This window comes from Variovorax sp. PvP013 (genome assembly GCF_050435945.1).
GTDB lineage: Bacteria > Pseudomonadota > Gammaproteobacteria > Burkholderiales > Burkholderiaceae_C > Variovorax.
Map to the genome: position 1 here is coordinate 1 of NZ_JBNDLF010000009.1, position 15592 is coordinate 15592.

The 15592-nt window shown below is 69.5% G+C and carries 13 protein-coding genes; 10 read left to right on the top strand and 3 right to left on the bottom strand.

The window, feature by feature from the left end:
- The first annotated feature begins 335 nt into the window (after positions 1 to 335).
- Positions 336 to 2255, top strand: coding sequence for an ATP-binding cassette domain-containing protein (locus ABID77_RS18550; protein ID WP_429598952.1), 1920 nt, complete (start codon positions 336 to 338; stop codon positions 2253 to 2255).
- Between the two features lie 308 nt (positions 2256 to 2563).
- Positions 2564 to 4390 (top strand): phospholipase D family protein, encoded by a 1827-nt coding sequence (locus ABID77_RS18555; protein WP_429598954.1) that lies wholly within the window; start codon positions 2564 to 2566, stop codon positions 4388 to 4390.
- 43 nt (positions 4391 to 4433) lie between these two features.
- On the opposite strand, the gene ABID77_RS18560 is transcribed toward ABID77_RS18555, so the two are convergent.
- The gene (locus ABID77_RS18560; RefSeq protein WP_429598956.1) at positions 4434 to 5714 is read right to left on the bottom strand and encodes a DUF445 domain-containing protein; all 1281 of its coding nucleotides are present in this window, start codon (positions 5712 to 5714) and stop codon (positions 4434 to 4436) included.
- A 56-nt stretch (positions 5715 to 5770) separates the two neighbouring features.
- On the opposite strand from ABID77_RS18560, the gene ABID77_RS18565 reads away from it, so the two are divergent.
- On the top strand, positions 5771 to 6976 hold the full coding sequence (locus tag ABID77_RS18565; protein WP_429598959.1) for a M20 aminoacylase family protein: 1206 nt from the start codon (positions 5771 to 5773) through the stop codon (positions 6974 to 6976).
- Between the two features lie 30 nt (positions 6977 to 7006).
- On the opposite strand, the gene ABID77_RS18570 is transcribed toward ABID77_RS18565, so the two are convergent.
- Positions 7007 to 7795 (bottom strand): type III pantothenate kinase, encoded by a 789-nt coding sequence (locus tag ABID77_RS18570; RefSeq protein ID WP_429598962.1) that lies wholly within the window; start codon positions 7793 to 7795, stop codon positions 7007 to 7009.
- Between the two features lie 209 nt (positions 7796 to 8004).
- On the opposite strand from ABID77_RS18570, the gene lysM reads away from it, so the two are divergent.
- Positions 8005 to 8493, top strand: coding sequence for a peptidoglycan-binding protein LysM (lysM, locus tag ABID77_RS18575; RefSeq protein WP_429598965.1), 489 nt, complete (start codon positions 8005 to 8007; stop codon positions 8491 to 8493).
- Between the two features lie 70 nt (positions 8494 to 8563).
- Here lysM and ABID77_RS18580 read toward each other — a convergent pair whose 3' ends face one another.
- The gene (locus tag ABID77_RS18580; protein WP_429598968.1) at positions 8564 to 9007 is read right to left on the bottom strand and encodes a rhodanese-like domain-containing protein; all 444 of its coding nucleotides are present in this window, start codon (positions 9005 to 9007) and stop codon (positions 8564 to 8566) included.
- A 128-nt stretch (positions 9008 to 9135) separates the two neighbouring features.
- Between ABID77_RS18580 and ABID77_RS18585 the strand changes: the two genes are divergently transcribed.
- The 6 genes from ABID77_RS18585 (at position 9136) to ABID77_RS18610 (ending at position 15561) form a co-directional block, all read left to right on the top strand.
- A complete protein-coding gene (locus ABID77_RS18585; protein ID WP_429598970.1) occupies positions 9136 to 9561 on the top strand; it encodes a CopG family transcriptional regulator in 426 nt (141 codons plus the stop codon).
- A 133-nt stretch (positions 9562 to 9694) separates the two neighbouring features.
- The gene (locus tag ABID77_RS18590; RefSeq protein WP_429598973.1) at positions 9695 to 10981 is read left to right on the top strand and encodes an extracellular catalytic domain type 1 short-chain-length polyhydroxyalkanoate depolymerase; all 1287 of its coding nucleotides are present in this window, start codon (positions 9695 to 9697) and stop codon (positions 10979 to 10981) included.
- Between the two features lie 72 nt (positions 10982 to 11053).
- A complete protein-coding gene (gene gorA, locus ABID77_RS18595; protein WP_429598976.1) occupies positions 11054 to 12433 on the top strand; it encodes a glutathione-disulfide reductase in 1380 nt (459 codons plus the stop codon).
- Positions 12434 to 12494: 61 nt separating this feature from the next.
- Entirely contained in the window at positions 12495 to 13985 is a 1491-nt protein-coding gene (locus ABID77_RS18600) for an AMP nucleosidase (RefSeq protein ID WP_429598979.1), read from the top strand.
- 55 nt (positions 13986 to 14040) lie between these two features.
- A complete protein-coding gene (locus tag ABID77_RS18605; RefSeq protein WP_429598982.1) occupies positions 14041 to 14253 on the top strand; it encodes a DUF3820 family protein in 213 nt (70 codons plus the stop codon).
- A gap of 171 nt (positions 14254 to 14424) precedes the next feature.
- Positions 14425 to 15561 (top strand): alpha/beta hydrolase, encoded by a 1137-nt coding sequence (locus tag ABID77_RS18610; RefSeq protein WP_429598985.1) that lies wholly within the window; start codon positions 14425 to 14427, stop codon positions 15559 to 15561.
- Positions 15562 to 15592 lie beyond the last annotated feature (31 nt).

Genomic DNA, 15592 nt, shown 5'->3' on the forward strand with positions numbered 1-15592 from the left:
CAACACCGAAGATGTTTTTCTTTTCCGCTTCCACCGCCTCGGTCAACTTCCGTCAAACCAAACGCCGTGTCAGCGAAGCCTTCGATTATGACACGGGGATTTCCAACATGTCAACAAAGAAGTTTTTCAACATTGAAGAGCTGTGAACAGCTTTCGAGAAAATCGCACAGCGCTTTTCCTGCCGAGCCGTTGAGTATACGCATTCGTTGGTGTCGTGCAAGCGAATGGATGAAAAAGATGTCCGCCATCCGCCCTTCCTTGGGATCTGGTTGCCATCGACCTGCATCTCTCGGTAAGGCACGCACACTGACGCCCCGTCTGATAATTCGTGCCACATGGCACTCATCACACTCCTCGACGCGCAACTCGCGTTCGGTCACGTTCCGCTGCTCGATCATGCGGATTTCTCTCTTCTCGAATCGGAACGCATCGGACTCATCGGTCGTAACGGCACCGGCAAGTCGTCGATGCTCAAGATCCTTGCGGGCATGGAGAAGGCCGACGACGGCACGCTCCAGTTCCAGCAGAACGTCCGCGTCGCCTATGTCGCGCAGGAGCCGTCGCTGGATCCCGATGCCGATGTGTTCACCGCCGCCAGCGCCGGCCTGGGCCCGGTCATCGCCATTCGCGATCAGTACCTCTCCGGCGCGCCGGGCCTCGATCTCGATGCGCTGCAGTCCCAGATCGAAGCTTACGACGCCTGGAACTGGGAGCAGCGCGTGGAGGAGACGCTGCAGCGCCTGCATCTGGACGGCTCGGTGCGCGTGGGCTCCCTGTCGGGTGGCACGCGCAAGCGGGTGGCTCTGGCGCAGGCGCTCGTCGCGGCGCCCGACGTGCTGCTGCTCGACGAGCCGACCAACCACCTGGATCTGGACTCGATCGAATGGCTCGAACAACTCCTGATCGACTTCAAGGGCAGCGTCGTCACCATCACGCACGACCGCTCCTTCCTCGATCGGGTGGCGACGCGGATCATCGAGCTCGACCGCGGCAAGCTGCGCTCCTACCCAGGCAACTTCGCTCAGTACCTCATACAGAAGGAGGAGCAGCTGGCCCAGGAGGCGGTCATCAACGCCAAGGCCGACAAGCTGCTCGCCCAGGAGGAGATCTGGGTGCGCAAGGGCGTCGAGGCGCGCCGCACGCGCAGCCAGAGCCGGATCGGACGCCTGGAGGCCCTGCGCGACCAGCGCCAGAACCGCCGCAACACGGTCGGCAGCGTCAACATGGACGTCGCCGTGGGCACGGCCACCGGCAAGATCGTCGCCGAGCTGACCGACGCGTCGAAGTCGTTCGGCGAACGCACCATCGTGCGCGACTTCAGTGCGACCATCCTGCGCGGCGACAAGATCGGCCTGATCGGCCCCAACGGCGCGGGCAAGACGACGCTGCTCAAGCTGATCCTGGGCGACCTGGAAGCCGACAGCGGCAAGATCCGACGCGGCGCCAACCTGGAGGTGGCCTATTTCGACCAGATGCGCGAGACGCTCGACCTTGACGCCACCCTGGAGGACTTCATCAGCCCGGGCAGCGAATGGATCGAGATCGGCAAGCAGCGCAAGCACGTCAAGAGCTACCTGAGCGACTTCCTCTTCTCGCCCGCGCGTGCCAACTCGCCGGTGCGCACGCTCAGCGGCGGGGAGCGCAACCGGCTTCTGCTCGCGCGCCTGTTCGCGCGGCCGGCCAACGTGCTGGTGCTCGACGAGCCGACCAACGACCTCGACATCGACACGCTCGAACTGCTGGAAGACCTGCTGCAGAACTACGACGGCACGGTGTTCCTGGTGAGCCATGACCGCACCTTCCTCGACAACGTGGTCACCAGCACGATCGCCTTCGAAGGCGACGGCCACTGGCGCGAGTACGAGGGCAGCGTGCAGGACTGGCTGCTGCAGTCGAAGCGCGCCAAGGAGCTGGCCGGTCAGCGCGCCGCCGCGACGCCGGCACCCGCATCGGCGGGCAAGGTGGCCACGACCGTCGGCACAACTGCGACACCTTCACCCGCGCCCGTGTCGACCGGCGCGGCGAAGAAGAAGCCCAGCTACAAGGAGCAGCGCGAACTCGACGCCCTGCCGACGCAGATCGCCGCCCTGGAGAAGGAACAGAAGCAGATCGCCGACGTGCTCGCGCTCGATGGCGGCGCCGTCTATGCGACCGACGCGACCCGTGCCGCCGCCCTCGCCGCTCGCCACGCGGCGATCGACGACGAACTCCTGGCGGTGCTGGAGCGGTGGGACGTCCTGAGCGCCGGCCGCTGAGACGCTGCGGCGCTCGCCGAGGACGCTGATCGCACAGCGAGCGGATCACCGTTCGGATCGAACCCGGCATCGAGTCACGCCAGGCACGCTGGACGTCGGGATCGCCCCGCGGTGCCTGACGTCCATCGCTGTCGTTCGGCCGATGCCGATGGCGAGTCGTGACGGATTTCACGCTGCAGGGACGCGCGATGCGCGAAGCCGCAGATCCCTGCACGCCGTGCGACACGACCGGCGCCGCGCCTGACATCCTTTCCCACCTTTTCTCCTGACAGCGCCTCATGTCCCCACGTCCTTCCCCGGATCGATCGATGTTTTTCGTGCGCCGCCTGCTGGCCGCACTGGCGGTCGCCACCGCCCTCGCCGGCTGCGCGCAGCTGCCCGCCAACGTCGCGCGGTCCGTGTCGACGGCGCAGGCGCCAGCGGCCGACACGCCGCTCGCCACGTTCGTGCAGACGAAGCGGCAGGCGGCCGGCACGCGTGCCCAATCGGGCTTCCTGCTGCTGGGCACGCCCCAGAGCGGCTACGGCAGCCGGCTGGCATTGGTCGACGAGGCGCGGCGCACGCTCGACCTGCAGTACTACGCGATCCACGCCGACGCCAGTTCCGCACGGCTGCTCGGGGCCGTGCGCGGCGCGGCGCGGCGCGGAGTCCGCGTGCGCATCCTGCTCGACGATTTCCACAGCACGGGCCGCAACGCGCTGGTCATGGGCCTGGCCTTCGAGCCGAACATCGAGATGCGGATGTTCAATCCGCTGGCCGGAGCGCGCGGCTCGGCCCTGGGGCGCCTGTTCAACTCGGTCAGCGATTTCGACCGCGTGCAGCAGCGCATGCACAACAAGCTGTTCATCGCCGACAACACGATGGCCGTGACCGGCGGCCGCAACCTCGGCGACGCCTACTTCGGCATCGCCCAATCGAGCAACTTCATCGACCTGGACGTGCTCGCCGCCGGGCCGGTGGTGCGCGACCTGTCGGCCAGCTTCGACACCTATTGGAACGACGAACGCGCCTACCCCGTGCAGTCCCTGGTCTCGCAGGCGGAACTGCGCGAGATCCGCGAGCGCACGGTGGCCGCCGACGTCGAGCGGCGCGCGGACGCGCCCCGGGTGGCCGCGGGCGACGCCGATGCCGTGCCGGCGAGGCAGGAGCCCTCCGGCGGCGCGCCCAAGCTGCCCGACGGCGAGCCACGCCCGAGCGACGCCGGACCGACCGACGCCCAGTTCGCCGCCGCCTGGGACCAGCAGCCGATGGACCTGGCGAACGCCTCGTTCACCTGGGCGCCGGCCATCGTGCTGGCCGACAAGCCGGCGAAGATCGCCGCCGATCCGGGCAGGGGCGACGGCGGCGCGACGACAGGCCCCGTGACCACGCTGTCCGCCTCGGCGGCTGCCGGTGGAGCCGACACAGCCGACACAGCCGGCACAGCCGGCACGAGCACGAGCTCCAGCACCAGCACCGGTCCGTCGTCGGACGATGTCGGCGAAACCGTCGTCGACGGCCTGCTGCAGCTCATCGGCCAGGCGAAGCGCGACCTGTTGATCATCTCGCCCTATTTCGTGCCCGGCCCCGACATGAAGGCCGCGTTCTCGGCGGCGCGTGCGCGTGGCGTGCGGGTGCGCGTGCTGACCAATTCGCTGGCGTCCAACGACGCGCCGATCGCGCACGTGGGCTATGCGCGTCACCGCGAGGCGCTGCTGGCGATGGGCATCGAGCTCTACGAGATGCGCAGCAAGCAGGCCGGGCTCGGCAGCGTGCTGGGCTCGTCGGGCAGCATCGCCGCTGGGAGCGGGGCCGGCGACGCATCGCGCGCCATGCTGCACTCCAAGGCGCTGGTGCTCGACGGCCGGCTGTTCGTCATCGGCTCGATGAACCTCGACCTGCGCTCGCAGTTGCAGAACACCGAGATCGCGCTGCTGATCCGCAGCACCGACCTGTCGACCCTCGTCACCGACCGTATCGGCACGGTGCTGCGCGAGGGCGCCTGGCACGTCGAGCGCGAACAGGACGGCGGCCTCGTCTGGCGCGCGCCGCAGGGCAGCGGCCTGCCCGACGCGCGCACCGAACCCGACACGAGCGCCGGCCTGCGCCTGCTGCTCAAGGTCTTCGGCCCGCTGGCGCCCGACGAACTGCTGTAGCGCCTCGCCTTGCCAGACATCCCCATCGCAGGGGAGAAAAGAGTCAAGCCACCAGGCGCGTCACGGTGTGGATGAGCAGGCCCACCAGCCCCCCCACCAGCGTGCCGTTGATGCGGATGAACTGGAGGTCGCGTCCGATGTTGCGTTCCAGCTCGCGCGTCATCTCGTCGGCGTTCCACTGGCCGACGCGCTCGACGATGTAGCGGCGGATGTCCTCGCGGTAGCGCTCGATGGCGCGCGGCGCGGCGTCCATAATCTGCTCGTTGATCCAGCGGCGCATCGGCTCGTCCTGCTGCAGGCGTCCGCCCAGGGCACCGGCCATGTCGACGATGCTTCCGCGCACGCTCGAATCGGCGCGCGCGAGGTCGTCGTCGAGCCAGTCGCGCAGCTGGCCCCAGAGGCCGTGGAGGTACTCGCCGAGCGCCGGATGCGCTTGCAGGTCGGCGCGCAGGCGTTCGCCGCGCTCGCGGAAGGCCGGATCGTGCTTGAGCTTGTGGACGAACTCGTCGACGAAGACGTCGAAGCGCTGGCGCAGCGGGTGGCCGGGCTCGTCGGCCAGCTCGCCGATGGTGCGCGCCACGGCGGCGACGATCTTGCGCGTCGCCGCGCGCGCGGCGACCTGGTCGAGGCCGACGTAGCGCAGCGTCCTGACCTCGCGGGCGATGGCCTCGGTGATGCGCGCCTGCACCTCCTCGCCCTCGACGACGTGCGCGACCTGCGCCAGCACGTCGTCGAGCAGCGCCTGGTGGCGGCCGTCGGCCGTGAGCGCGTCGAGCGCCTGGCCGAGCAGGCGCGAGAGGTCGATCTGCGCCAGCCCGGCGGTCGCGGTGCGCGCCAGGAAGGCCCGCACGCGCTCGTCGTCGAAGGCCGCGAGCCCGTGGCGCGCCACCGCCACCGCGTGGTCGCCCAACGTGGCCGCGTGCGCCGGCTCGGCCAGCCAGCGCGCGAGCCGCGCCGCCGGATCGAACTGCGCCAGCTTGGCGAGCACCTGCTGCGTGCTCAGGAAGTTGTCGACGATGAAGCCGGCGAGCTTGGCGCCGATGCGGTCCTTGTTGGCCGGGATGATCGCCGTGTGCGGGATCGGCAGGCCGAGCGGATGGCGGAACAGCGCCGTCACGGCGAACCAGTCGGCGATGGCGCCGACCATCGCCGCCTCGGCGAAGGCGGCCGCGTAGCCCCAGGCCGGGTGGCGCGCCTCCAGCGCGCTCGCCACGCCGTAGAGCAGCGCCGCGGCACCGAGCAGGCCGAGCGCGATGCGCTTCATGGCGGTCAGCGAGCGGGCCTGGGACGCGGCGGCAGTGGAGGATTCGGGCGGTGCGGACATGGGGCCGCATTGTCCGGGAAGCCCCGCCGGCGCGGCCCCGGGCCTAGACTGTCCGCATGAAACTCATCGATTCGATCCTCACCCAGGCCGCGGGCATCGCATCCATCCGTCGCGATCTGCATGCCCATCCCGAACTCTGCTTCCAGGAGGTGCGCACGGCCGACGTGGTCGCGGCGCGGCTGGCCGAGTGGGGCATCCCGGTCCATCGGGGGCTGGCGACGACGGGCGTGATCGGCATCGTGAAGAACGGCACGAGCGAACGCGCCATCGGCCTGCGCGCCGACATGGACGCATTGCCCGTGACCGAGCTCAACACCTTCCCCCACGCCAGCACGCACCCCGGGAAGATGCACGCCTGCGGCCACGACGGCCATACGGCGATGCTGCTGGCCGCGGCCCAGCACCTGGCCCAACACCGCAACTTCGACGGCACGGTCTACCTGATCTTCCAGCCGGCCGAGGAAGGCGGCGGCGGCGCGCGCGAGATGGTCAAGGAAGGCCTGTTCGAGCAATTCCCGATGGACGCGGTCTTCGGCATGCACAACTGGCCCGGCATGAAGGCCGGACAATTCGCCGTCAGCCCCGGCCCGGCGATGGCGTCGAGCAACGAATTCAGGCTCACGGTGCGCGGCAAGGGCGGCCACGCCGCGCTGCCCCACACCGGCATCGATCCGGTGCCGATCGCCTGCGAGATGGTGCAGGCCTTCCAGACCATCCTCACGCGCAGCAAGAAGCCGACCGACGCGGGCGTCGTCTCGGTGACGATGATCCACGCGGGCGAGGCCGTGAACGTCATCCCCGACAAGTGCGAGCTGCGTGGCACGGTGCGCACCTTCTCCCTGGAAGTGCTCGACCTGATCGAGTCGCGCATGGCGACGATCGCCGAGCACGTGGCGGCCGCGCACGGCGCCGAGTGCGACTTCCAGTTCATCCGCAACTACCCGCCGACCATCAACAGCGCCGCCGAGGCGAACTTCGCGCGCCGCGTGATGGCCGGCATCGTGGGCGAGGAGAATGTGCTGCCGCAGGAAGCGGCCATGACGGCCGAGGACTTCTCCTTCATGCTGCTGGAGCGGCCCGGCGCCTACGCCTTCATCGGCAACGGCGACGGCGCCCACCGCGCGCCGCTGCACGGCGGCGGCCCGTGCACGCTGCACAACGCGAGCTACGACTTCAACGACGACCTGATTCCGCTCGGCGCGACCTGCTGGGTGCGGCTGGCCGAGGAGTTCCTCGAACCCGGGGCCGGCGACCCGGCCTGAGTCCGGACCGGCACTGGCAGCGCCGGCGCCTCAGCCCAGCGCCGTGCCGGCGCGCGCCGCGGCGATCACCAGCAGGCCGTCCATGATGAGTCCGTCGACCAGTTCGAACGGGCTGACCATCGACGGCGCCATCTTCCAGCCCGCACCGCCGGTCATGTAGCAGGCCGGCTCGGCACCGCAGTGGCGCATCACATGCTGGCGCATGCGCTCGACCGCGCCGGCGATGGCGTAGGTGCCGCCGCTGGTGAGCGCGTCGCTCGTGTTGGTCGGGAAATCGCAGACCTCGCCCGTGGGCACGTGCAGGCCGGCGGTGCCCGACTCCAGCGCGCGCAGCATGATGCCGTGACCCGGCAGGATCAGTCCGCCCAGGAACCGGCCGTCGCTGTCGATGGCCTCCACCGTGACGGCCGTGCCGATCATCACCACCACCATCGGCCGTGCCGGCCCCTGCGACAGCATGCGATGGCGCGCGCCGATCATCGCCACCCAGCGGTCCGATCCCAGGCGCGTCGGATGGTCGTAGCCGTTGACCAGCCCCGCCTCCGCCGCGCTCGGCACAACCCAGCGCGGCGTGCAGTCGAAGCATTCGTCGATCTGTTCCTCGGCACGGCGGCGCACCGCGTCGCCGGCGACCGCGCAGCCCAGCATGGAGGTCGGCGCCGGGAATTCGGCCAGTTCGGCCCACGGGCCTTCGGCGAGGCGCTCGATGTGGTCGAGGAATTCGGCGCCGTGCGCGAGCAGCGCGGCCTCCGGTCCCGGCAGGTCGTAGAGCGCCCATTTGAGGCGAGTGTTGCCGATGTCGATGGCCAGGAAAGTCATCGCCGGATTATTGCGACGTTGACGATACTTTCGACCTATTCCGACGATCGGCGTGCCACATCCCTCACGTTTCGTCCTGACGCCCACACAGACATACGCGCCCACAACCTACGTCGGTCGCCGCAAGCCGACCTTAGAACTTTCCACACCGACCCGGACCGTTCCAGAGGTCCTTCGGTCCTTACCAACCATCATCGAAGGAGTGAATCATGGGATTGCTGAGTTTCATCAAGGAAGCGGGCGAAAAGCTGTTCGGCGGCTCGTCGGCCCACGCGGCCGAGGCGGCGCCGGGTGCCGCCACCGACCCCAACGCGGCCAACACCGCCGCGGCCAACGCCATCAAGACGTACATCGAGACCCAGAACCTGGGCCTGACCAACCTGCAGGTGGGCTATGTCGCCTCGACCGGCGTGGTCACGCTCTCGGGCAGCGCGCCGTCCCAGGAAGCCAGCGAGAAGGCCAGCCTGGCCGCCGGCAACGTGGCCAACGTGACGAGCGTCGACAACAACCTGGAGGCGCCCGCCGCCGCCGCCGCCCAGTACCACGACGTGGTCAGCGGCGACACGCTGTCGGCCATCTCCAAGAAGTACTACGGCGACGCCAACAAGTACAACGCGATCTTCGAGGCCAACAAGCCCATGCTCACGAGCCCCGACAAGATCTATCCGGGCCAGAAGCTGCGCATCCCGGCGCTCTGAGTCCTCCAGGGAGTTCGCAGCCGGGACACGCCTTCAGGCCTGTTGCGCCCGCGGATCCCCTTCTTTCCGGTCAGCCCTGCATCCAGGGCAGACCGCGGAAGCGCCATCCACCGGTCCGGTTGCGGTGGCCTTCCGCATCGGGGTTCCCTTCGAAGCCTTCGAGGATGTTGTAGGCCTCGATCCCCAGTTCCGTCGCCCGCTTCGCCGCCGCGACCGAACGCACGCCGCTGCGGCACAGCAGCACCGCGCGACCGCCCTCGGGCACCGCCGCCTTCAATTGATCGTCGAACGCCGGATTGACCTCCATGCCCGGCCATTGCTTCCAGGCCACCGGCACCGCGCCCGGCACACGGCCCACCCATTCGCGTTCGGCGTCCGTCCGGACGTCCACCAACACCGCCTTGCCTTCCTCGAACCACCGGTTCGCCTGCTCGGGCGTGACGTCGCCTGCGTAGCCAATGTCCGGAGGCGAAGCGTCGGCGGCCGGCACGGGGGTATGAGCGTTCTGAGGCATGGCTGATTCCTGGTGAAGTCTTAGGAAGCGGATTCTGGCGTCAACCTGGGATGCAAAGCCCCTACCGTTTGAAAACCATCCCAAAAACATCCTCACACCATCCATATGGATGGTGGTACGATGCGGACATGGAAACGAAAACCGCCACGCCCCTTGCACGGATCAAGCCGTCGGACGCCGAGAAGATCACCATCAACCTCGGCTACGTCGACCTCGGGCAGATCGATCTGCTGGTCACCGAGAGCTTCTATTCGAACCGCACCGACTTCATCCGCACCGCCATCCGCAACCAGCTCGCCATCCATGGCGAGGTGGTCAAGCAGGCGGTGGCTCGCAAGATGCTGGTGCTCGGCCTGCAGCAGTTCACCGCCGCCGATCTCGAGGCCGTGCGCCGCGCCGGCGACCTCCTGGAGATCCGCGTGCTGGGGCTCGCCGCCATCGCGGCCGACGTGAGCGCCGAACTCGCCCTGGCGACGATCGGCTCGATCACCGTGCTGGGCGCCCTGCATGCCAGCCCGGCGGTCAAGACCGCGCTGGCTTCGCGCATCCGGTAGGCCCCGGTTTGCTCCACGCACCGCCGCAGCCCGCGCATCGCTCTTTTTCCAGTCCTTTTCCTTGTCCCTGCCCTCGATTCCTTCCTCCACGTCACGACGCCCCACTTCACTTCCGACTCACCGAAAGACCCTCATGAACTCCCTCCTCCAACGCCTGATGACCGATGCCTCCCGGATGACCCAGGACGGCCAGCTGCAGGCCGCGACCGAGGCGATCCAGCGTGCGCTTCGCGCGGCCCACCTCGACGGCCCGGACGTCGCCGCGCCCTCGGCGATGTCGGGCTCGTTCGACCCGATGGCCCAGTTCGAATCGTTCATGCAGCGCGCCACCAGCGCGGCGGGTCCGGCGGGCTTCACGCCCGGCGCCTTTCCGGGCGGTTTTCCGGCCGGCTTCCCGACGGGCTTCGCGACAGGTGCTCCGGAGGCCTCCCCCGCGCCCTCCCCGGTCGTGCTCGACGGCTGCGTGCGCGTGATCGACGAGGAGCGCGCCACGCCCCAGCCTCAGACGACGCCGACCGGGCCGGCCACGTCCCGCGCGGCCGACGGCGCCAGCCCCGAGCGCTGGACCGACGGCAGCTTCACCCACCAGGGGCGCACGCTGGCCTACAAGCTCTTCGTGCCAGCCCGCGCGGCCGACGCCGCACCCGCCTCGATGCCCCTGGTGCTCATGCTCCACGGCTGCACCCAGAACCCGGACGATTTCGCCATGGGCACGCGCATGAACGAACTCGCGCGCCAGGCCGGCGTGGTGGTCGTCTACCCGGCGCAGACGCAGCACGCCAACTCGCAGAAGTGCTGGAACTGGTTCAAGTCGCAGCACCAGCAGCGCGGCCGTGGCGAGCCGGCCCTGCTGGCGGCCCTCGCGCAGTCGATCGTCGCGGCCGAGCAGGTCGATCCGGCACGCGTCTACGCGGCGGGCCTGTCGGCCGGCGGCGCGATGGCCGACATCCTCGGCCAGCTCTACCCGGACGTCTTCGCGGCAGTCGGCGTGCACTCGGGCCTGCCCGCCGGCGCGGCCACCGACCTGGTGTCGGCCCTGGCGGCGATGCGCGGCGCGCCCACGGCGGCACCGGTCGCCGTGCGCGCCGCGGGCGCGCGCCGCGCGCCGGTGGTCGTGTTCCACGGCGATGCCGACGCCACGGTGAATCCGTCCAACGCGATCGGCGTGGTCAAGGCCGCGCTCGACGGTTCCGGCGCGGCGCCGAAGGCCGTCGAGGGCCGCTCGCCCCAGGGCCAGTCGTTCACGCGCACCGAGCATGCCGGCGCCGACGGCCGGATCGCGGTCGAATCCTGGACCCTGCGCGGCGCCGGCCACGCCTGGTCGGGCGGCAGCGCGAGCGGCACCTACACCGATCCGCGCGGCGTCGACGCCAGCGCCGAGATGTTGCGCTTCTTCCTGACGCATTCCCGCGCCCTGTAACCGGCATGGGACAAAGCTTGGCTGCCATCGAATGAAACGAGCGTTCCATCCATTCCTTCTTCCAGGTGACCCATGGCGACGACCTACGACTTCGACCTCTTCGTGATCGGCGGCGGCAGCGGCGGCGTGCGCGCCGCGCGCATGGCGGCCCAGCGCGGCGTGCGCGTGGCGCTGGCCGAGGCGGCCGAGCTCGGCGGCACCTGCGTCAACGTCGGCTGCATCCCCAAGAAGCTCTACAGCTACGCGGCCGGTTATGCCGAGGCCTTCGAGGAGTCGCACGGCTACGGCTGGGACCTCCCGGCGGCGCCGAGTTTCGACTGGGAACGCCTGAAATCCCGGCGCGCGCACGAGATCCAGCGCCTCAACGGCGTCTACAAGGGCCTGCTCGACGCCACCGGCGTGACGCTGATCCGCGGCTGGGCGCAGGTGGCCGACGCGCACACGGTGACCGTGGGCGACCGGCGCCACACCGCGCGCCACATCCTGGTGGCCACGGGCGGCATGCCCTTCGTGCCCGACGTGAAGGGGCGCGACCTCGTGGCGGTGTCGGACGACATGTTCGACCTGCCGACGTTCCCGAAGCGCCTGGTGGTGGTGGGCGGCGGCTACATCGCCTGCGAATTCGCCTCCATCTTCAACGGCCTGGGCACGCAGGTGACCTTGCTGCAGCGCCAAGCGCACATCCTCAGCAGCTTCGACGAGAACGTGCGCGAGTTCCTGGCGCGCGAGATGGGCAAGGCGGGCATCGACATCCGGCTCAACGCGCGGGTGGCGTCTGTGGTGGCGGCGTCGAAGGCCGCCGACGCCGCGCCGTTCGAGGTCGTGCTGGAGAGCGGCGCGCGCATCCCGGCCGACACGGTGCTCTACGCCACCGGGCGCCGTCCCTGCACGCAGGGCCTGGGGCTGGAGGCGGCCGGCGTCGAACTCGACGAGCACGGCGCGGTGGTGGTCGACGCGCACTACCGCAGCTCGGTGCCGTCGATCCACGCGCTGGGGGACGTCTCCACCCGCGTGCAGCTCACGCCCGTGGCGCTGGCCGAGGCCATGGCGCTGGTCGACCGGCTGTTCGGCGACGGCCGGCGCGAGGTCGACTACGAATTCATCCCGACGGCCGTCTTCACCCACCCGAACGTCGGCACCTGCGGTCTGACCGAAGCGGCCGCGCGCAGGAAGTTCGACGACGACGTGACCGTCTTCGCCAGCGAGTTCAAGACCCTGCGCCACACCCTCTCCGGCCGCGACGAGCGCACTTTCCTGAAACTGCTGGTCCACACGTCGAGCGACCGCGTGGTCGGCCTCCACATGGTCGGGCCGGACGCGGGCGAGGTGGTGCAGGGCTTCGCGGTGGCGATGCGCGCGGGCGCGACCAAGGCGCAGTTCGACACCACCATCGGCGTGCATCCGACCGTGGCCGAGGAGTTCGTGACGATGCGCGAATCGCGCTCGGACTGAAAACGCGACGCCGGGCGCCGGCACGCGTCGGGGCGTCGAGACGCGTTGGCACAATGGCCGCATGCCCTACATGCCGCCTTTCGTCGCCCCCGCCCGCTTCAACGACGCCGCCGCAGCGCTCGAGCAGGTCCAGAAGATCTACCAGGAGGCGATCGCCCACCTGCGCGAATCGATGCTGCGCTTCGTCGCTGGCGACACCCTGCCCGGACGCGTGCGGGCCTGCTATCCGTTCGTGCGCGTGCATACGCACACCGTCTCGCTCTCGCGCCCGACTGCGCCCACCACCGCCGGCTTGAGCTACGGCTTCGTCGCCGGTCCGGGCCGCTACGAGACCACGCTCACGCGGCCCGACCTGTTCGGCCGCTACTACCTGGAGCAGTTCCGCCTGCTGCTGGAGAACCACGGCGTCGAGCTGGAGGTCGGCATCGCCAGCCAGCCGATCCCGATCCACTTCTCCTTCGCCGAGAACGACCACATCGAAGGCACCATGAGCGCCGAGCGCCGCGCCCTGATGCGCGACGTGTTCGACCTGCCCGACCTGGCCGCCATGGACGACGGCATCGCCAACGGCACCCACGTGCCGCGCCCTGGCGACGCCGAACCGCTGGCGCTGTTCACCGCCGCGCGCGTGGACTATTCGCTGCACCGCCTGCGCCACTACACCGGCACGGCGCCGGAGTGGTTCCAGAACTTCGTGCTGTTCACCAACTACCAGTTCTACATCGACGAGTTCATCGCGCTCGGCCGCGAGGCCATGGCCGACCCCGACAGTCCCTACGTCGCCTTCATCGAGCCGGGCAACGTGACCCACTACCGCGTCGGCTACGACGGCCCCGAGGGCGGCGTCGCGCCGCCGCGCCTGCCGCAGATGCCGGCCTATCACCTGGTGCGCGCCGACCGCACCGGCATCACGATGGTCAACATCGGCGTCGGTCCGTCCAACGCCAAGACCATCACCGACCACATCGCCGTGCTGCGTCCGCACGCCTGGATGATGCTGGGCCACTGCGCCGGCCTGCGCAACAGCCAGCAGCTCGGCGACTACGTGCTGGCCCACGCCTACGTGCGGGAGGACCACGTGCTCGACGAGGAGCTGCCGCTGTGGGTGCCCATCCCGGCGCTGGCCGAGATCCAGCTGGCGCTGGAGAAAGCGGTGGCCGACGTCACCCGCCTCGACGGCCCCGAGCTCAAGACCATCATGCGCACCGGCACGGTGGCCAGCACCGACAACCGCAACTGGGAGCTGCTGCCGCAGAACGAGCCCCAGCGCCGCTTCAGCCAGAGCCGCGCCGTGGCGCTGGACATGGAGAGCGCCACCATCGCGGCCAACGGCTTCCGCTTCCGGGTGCCCTACGGCACGCTGCTGTGCGTCTCCGACAAGCCATTGCACGGCGAGATCAAGCTGCCCGGCATGGCCAACCACTTCTACCGCGAGCGCGTCGAGCAGCACCTGCGCATCGGCATGCGCGCCATCGAGATCCTGCGCGCCGAGGGTTCCAGCCGCCTGCACAGCCGCAAGCTGCGCAGCTTCGCGGAAGTGGCCTTCCAGTGAGCCGCGGCAGACCGTCAGCTGAATACGTCGGCATTCGTTCCGACAGCCGCAGAGGATGAATGCCGAAGACCTGCAGCGCCTGGTCACGCTGGAGATGCCCTTCGGCAAGTACCAGGGCACGCCGATCGCCGACCTGCCCGGCGCCTACCTGACGTGGTTCGCCCGCAAGGGCTTCCCCAAGGGCGAGATCGGCCGGCTGCTGCAGCTGATGCACGAGATCGACCACAACGGGCTCAAGGGCCTGCTGGAGCCGTTGCGCCAGTCCTGAGCGCGCCGGCAGGAGGACACGGGAATCGAGCGCCCCGAAGCGCCGCACGGTCGATCGGCAGGCGTGGGAAGCGGCTGACGCATCGAAGTGACATCCGCCGAGCATCCGGCGCGAAGACCGTCACGTATCCATCGTTCCAGTCAACTCTCCAAGCAACGAAGGATCTCATCCATGCCAAGCAGCCTCCATTCCAACAAGCCCCTGTTCTCGCTGCGTACGTTGGCCGTCGCCACGGCCGTCTCCGTGCTCGCCCTGTCGGCCCAGGCCCAGACGCAGGCCGCCGACCCGAACGCCGGCAAGCCCAACCCCGTGACCAACGCCATCTCGAAGGCGCTGGGCAAGCTGCGCGCCGACGCCGACATGATGACCCTGCTCGAAGCGCACGCCAGCCTGAACCCCAAGGCGATCGAGAAGCTCGGCGTGCCGGCCGCGCGCGCGCAGCCCACCATCGCCGACGCCGTCAACGTCGTGCTCAAGCAGCAGGGCAAGAGCACCAAGCCGGAAGACCTCGTGCCCGGCGTGACCAGCATGGACACCACCATCCAGGGCGCCGTCGGCAAGCTGCCGGCGCGCATCTACACGCCCGACGGTCCGGGCCCCTTCCCGGTCGTCGTGTACTTCCACGGCGGTGGCTGGGTCATCGCCGACAAGCAGGTCTACGACGGCGGCGCCCGCGGCATCGCCAAGGAAGCCAACGCGGTCGTGATCTCGGTCGACTACCGCCGTGCGCCGGAAGCCAAGTTCCCGGCCGCCTGGGACGACGCCCTGGCCTCGTACAAGTGGGCGCTCGAAAACGCCGCCCAGCACAAGGGCGACCCCAAGCGCGTGGCGCTGGCCGGCGAGAGCGCGGGCGGCAACCTGGCCGTCGCCACAGCCATCGCGGCGCGCGACGCGGGCCTGCAGGCGCCGGTCCACGTGCTGTCGGTCTATCCCGTCGCCCAGAACAGCCTGAACACCGAGTCGTACATCGAGAACGCCATCGCCAAGCCGCTCAACCGCGCCATGGTGAAGTGGTTCGTCGACAAGGTCACGCGCACCCCGGCCGACCTGAAGGACCCGCGCATCCAGCTGATCGACGCCAAGCTGCAGGGTCTGGCGCCGGTGACGATCATCAACGCCCGCATCGACCCGTTGCGCAGCGACGGCGCCAAGCTCGAGGACGCGCTGAAGAACGCCAGCGTGCCGGTCGAGCGTCGCGAGTACGAAGGCGTGACGCACGAGTTCTTCGGTGCTGCCGCCGTCGTGGCCAAGGCCAAGGAAGCGCAGGCCTACGCCGGCCAGCGCCTGAAGGCAGCCTTCGGTTCCTGATGCTCCTGGCCGTTCGCCCGCGAAGGCGGAT